Consider the following 4,036-nt stretch of genomic DNA (forward strand, 5'->3'; position numbering starts at 1 on the left):
ATTAGTTTGAGCGCAGCGACCGCTCTGTTGTATGCCATCCTTGTCGCATCAGCCGACTTGCCTAGTTCAGCACCAATTGCTGCAAACTTCATCCCCTCATTCCGCTTCAATACTATTTGTTGCGCCGTTTCGCTCAGTTGTGCCGTTGCCCCGTGCAGTTTTTCTACACATTGGTGAAGTTGCTCTTCTTCATAAGGGTCTTGCAGTTCTTCCTCGTAAACAAGCGCCGTATTACTAGCCGTTAGCTTTTCCATCCTGGCTACTTGACCTTGTTCCTTGCGTAATACAGTCCCCAAAGCGCCTCGCACACAATGATAAGCCCATGATGCGAGGGCATTGCCAGATGTCAAGTCAAACGTCGAGATCGCCTTTTGGAAACCCTCAAGCGCTGCTGAGTAAGCATCGCTGGGATCTAAACTAGAAATCGATTTGATTTGCTTCCAAATCCATCTGTTATATCGTTTAAGAAGTTCAGCAAAAGCGCGATCTCCTAAGCGCTTTTCAATCCCAGTTAACGCTTCCTTATTTGGAGCAAGAAGCATTCTTTGACAGATTTCAATTAAGTTTTGTTCGTTTTGGACTGGAATAGCACTGTAATTAGCCATACAACATTTCCCCAGTGTTACTGTTGATTAGCACAATACTTTTGCGTTCGCAAACAGATATTTCGTCGGTGCGGTGCAGAGATTTAAAGATTGGAAGCGCTGGCTATGGGAAAACTTTAATTTTTTACCTTTTACCCAGTTAATAAGTTGATTTTTCTGAGCGTGTAATACATTAGATGGAGAGAGGTGTGGATTCTGGCATACTGCTTGAAATTTATTACTAACAATGTCAGCACTAAAAAAATCGACCTTTACTCCTACTACATTGTTAATGATGATCCCGTTGCCATCCCAGTGCTTGCAAGAAAGAGATAGCGACCGTCTCATCCCCCCTAACTACAGCTTCTTCAACTACATCAAGAGCGCGGGACATCAAACTTTTAAGCCTAGTAACTGAATCTGACCACGCCGCAGCGCGAAGGGCATTTATTGCCACGATGAACGCAGCTTGACTTTGCCACTGACCAACAATCGCGCTATCTACACCTATTAATGCCGCTACTTCTGCATCACTTTTTCCTATTAGCAAAAGCTCTATAGCGTAGTGTTGCTTAAGACTAAGAATTGCAGAATTAGCATCTTGCCAATCTGTATCCCTTGGTGAATTTTTCATCAATTTGAAGGATTATTTGTCAGTATTACATCAAAAACACTCACCCCCTAAAGGGCAATCTAGCAGTTACCAAAGTTAGTAATGCAACCAGAAATTAGGAGGGCAAAAGCCTCCTTACAAGGGTTTTAGTACCCAAGTTTAATTTAGATTGTATGAACCCAAAAGCTACTGCCGTCAGCACGGCACTAAATAATTAGCGCTTGCTCAATTAAAAAATATTAATTTTTAGAAGGCGGTAGTTGTAGCAGCGATTTATTAGCTACAAGTTCATCTTATAGGATCTGATTTACCTGTCAAGCCAAATAACACATCAAATATTAACAATTGTTACGGACAAATTTCAATTTTAAAAACCGAATTTTCAAATATTACAAATATCATTTTCTCTGACTTTAGAATAAGCTTGTTTTGATACTGAATCAGATATACAGCAGGAAGCAGTATTAGTATCAAATTAGAGCAGTCAGCTTATCAACTTTGATAGTAATAGTGCTTAAAGTATTAGTTTTTTAATAAAAATTAAGCCCAATTGTTTAATAAACAAGGAGCTACTTATCACTCATAAAAATATCCAAACGAAAGCCTAGTCGTCAAAGTACAACTAAAAATTTCATGAAAACTAGAGTTACATCAGGACTATAACTCTATTACTACTTCAATCGAGTCACTTTTAATTATCGCTACTTTTGAATGCCTAATTGCCACCTTTGAGTTAGTAGCATTTTAGCTCTTTTGGCTAAAAGATTTGACTTATTAATTAAAACTTTCAGCGCTTCATCTTCCATTGCTCCTAGAATTTGAGAATTCATGTCTTCTACAGTATTGATGAAATTTGTACAGGTTTTGATAGCTTCAACAGGCATAGCATTAAGCGGATTTCCCTCTGGGCAGCGCTCATTTAACTGGGTAGGCAGTAAGCCCAACTGTTTTGCTCGTTCTCTTAGTTGCTCAAAACTAATCTCTCCATCAAGGGGTTCTGTGTACTCTAATTTCTGTTGAATATGAGGAAGCAACACTTCGTTAACAGTTTCCGCCGGAACATCAACTGTCATTTGCTCAGGTAAAAGACTACGCTTGCCTATTTTTTTATGTTGAGCAATAATTGATTTAGCTGCCGAGTAGTTAATAATTTCACCTTGCGTTGCTCGTTGTAGAGCTTCTTGCCTTGCTGCTATTGAAGTATTACTAGAGGCGAGAAGATAAAGAGCAGAGCTAGCAATCTTCAAATCAGTAAAGTTTCCCCTTTTAAACTGCCGTGCCACTTGCATGAACCTTTGAGCGGCTGATTTACTCCAGTTAAACTCAGTATTGAGCCACATCACAAAGCGACCATGACCTAGTTTTTCTTTAACTTCAATTAGCTTTTGCCCAATATCAAAAATATCCTGGGCAGAGCGGTGAATAAGGCTTTTAATCTCGCTAGTGCGTTGTTGAACAACAATTTTGATCTCTGGCTCTAACATCGTATAGTTATACTCTGATAATTCATCAGATAGTTTGCTGAAACTCATGTGTATTGCTCCTCAAAGGCAATTGGGTAAAACAAATTAGTAAAATTATCGATCTCTCTAACATCAGTAAAAATGCTCAATCCGGTTCAAAGTTCAATGTTTCTGCTGATGAAATCTCTACAACTCTTATCGACCTGCTCCGCCACTATTGGCTTAGACCTTAACTCAACTACTGTTTTCTTAATGACTGTCTAATACTTTTAGGTACAAAGCAGCCATTGATCAGCAGTCTAATTCGCAAGCGCTCGTTACACTTCCTCAGTCTAACTTAAAGTTGCAACGTTGCAACGTTGCACTTTTACGCCAGTGTAATCCTGTTAATGCGACAATTATTCCTCAAGTTATTTATCTGTTAAACTAGGTGGCGAAAAAAGACGACCCTAATTACGAGCAAATCCGAGCGCACGTACCACGTAACTTAGCACGGCGGTTTAAGCAATACTGCTTAGACGAAGACATTGACTACAGCGAAGGGTTAGAGGAAGTCTTAGCATTTTTCTTTACCGCTTTAGATGGAGCTAACAAGAACCCTCTCAAAAAGCCGCGTTGAGAACCAATTTAGCAGGCTTAATATTTCTACTAATTGCGATTGATAGCATCCGTAGTACGCAAGCTTTTTTTTCCTATTCGTCCTCGTATTTAGCATTGTCTTTGCTTGAACATCACTGAAAGTTTTAGCTGACATAAGGCACATACCCTCCTGGTAAGACGTTTATAAACTGGCGAGGAGCAGTAAAGCCGTCACAGCACTTTTATCCTCTCTCTAAGCTTGCTTTTATTACAGGCTTAAAAAGAAATTAAAACTTGTTTGAACAATTGTCAACCCCAAGAAAACTTTGCTACTAAACTTAGTAATTATCAAAATATTCATAGTTTTATTTACTACGAGAAACTAGATAATACATTGCTTTTCATACTAATTAATCTAGCTTAGAAAGTAAGCATAGCAAGCAATGTATAAATAGACAAAGCTTGCTAGTTCATAAAATGGCTTAATTTAAAAATTACGGTACTTCATAAAATAGTAATCAGCTAATTCTTTAAATAATCAGGTTTGATAACTGATATGATGCTAACAGATTGTTTAGGGGTAAAAAGCTTGGTACTTCATAAAATCACTTAAAGTCAAAACCTCACAAGCTCAGAAATATTTTTCTAATAGCAGTTAGCTGAAACTCGCTGTCCGTAAGGCGTGTGAGTATTAGTTACAGGATGTAACTCAGAAATACCGTTACTAGGATAAATTTAATAGAGCATTAGTTTCATATCTGACCTCAAACAGCGACGCAATTAACCTTAAAAACGAT

General features: G+C 38.4%; 4 protein-coding genes. 1 reads left to right on the top strand and 3 read right to left on the bottom strand.

All coding sequences use genetic code 11. From position 1 onward, the window contains the following. The 3 genes from C7B70_RS25160 to C7B70_RS25170 form a co-directional block, all read right to left on the bottom strand. Positions 1 to 605, bottom strand: a 605-nt coding sequence (locus tag C7B70_RS25160; RefSeq protein ID WP_106371609.1) for a sigma-70 family RNA polymerase sigma factor, incomplete at its 3' end; no start/stop codon positions are given. A gap of 268 nt (positions 606 to 873) precedes the next feature. After that, complete coding sequence (locus tag C7B70_RS25165) at positions 874 to 1,218, bottom strand: hypothetical protein (RefSeq protein WP_106371610.1); 345 nt, start codon at positions 1,216 to 1,218, stop codon at positions 874 to 876. 680 nt (positions 1,219 to 1,898) lie between these two features. After that, positions 1,899 to 2,729 carry a DUF3102 domain-containing protein gene (locus C7B70_RS25170; RefSeq protein ID WP_106371611.1) on the bottom strand — a complete coding sequence of 277 codons (831 nt, stop codon included), beginning with the start codon at positions 2,727 to 2,729 and terminating at the stop codon, positions 1,899 to 1,901. Positions 2,730 to 3,090: 361 nt separating this feature from the next. On the opposite strand from C7B70_RS25170, the gene C7B70_RS25175 reads away from it, so the two are divergent. Next, positions 3,091 to 3,279, top strand: a complete 189-nt coding sequence (locus tag C7B70_RS25175; RefSeq protein ID WP_009631264.1) for a hypothetical protein — start codon at positions 3,091 to 3,093, stop codon at positions 3,277 to 3,279. Positions 3,280 to 4,036: the final 757 nt, after the last annotated feature.

Origin of the sequence: Chlorogloea sp. CCALA 695, assembly GCF_003003885.1 — a bacterium.
Lineage (GTDB): Bacteria > Cyanobacteriota > Cyanobacteriia > Cyanobacteriales > Chroococcidiopsidaceae > Aliterella.

Bases quoted from the DNA above. Each gene is read 5' to 3' on its own strand.
- C7B70_RS25165 (WP_106371610.1), bottom strand. From the start codon at position 1,218: ATGAAAAATTCACCAAGGGATACAGATTGGCAAGATGCTAATTCTGCA.
- C7B70_RS25170 (WP_106371611.1), bottom strand. From the start codon at position 2,729: ATGAGTTTCAGCAAACTATCTGATGAATTATCAGAGTATAACTATACG.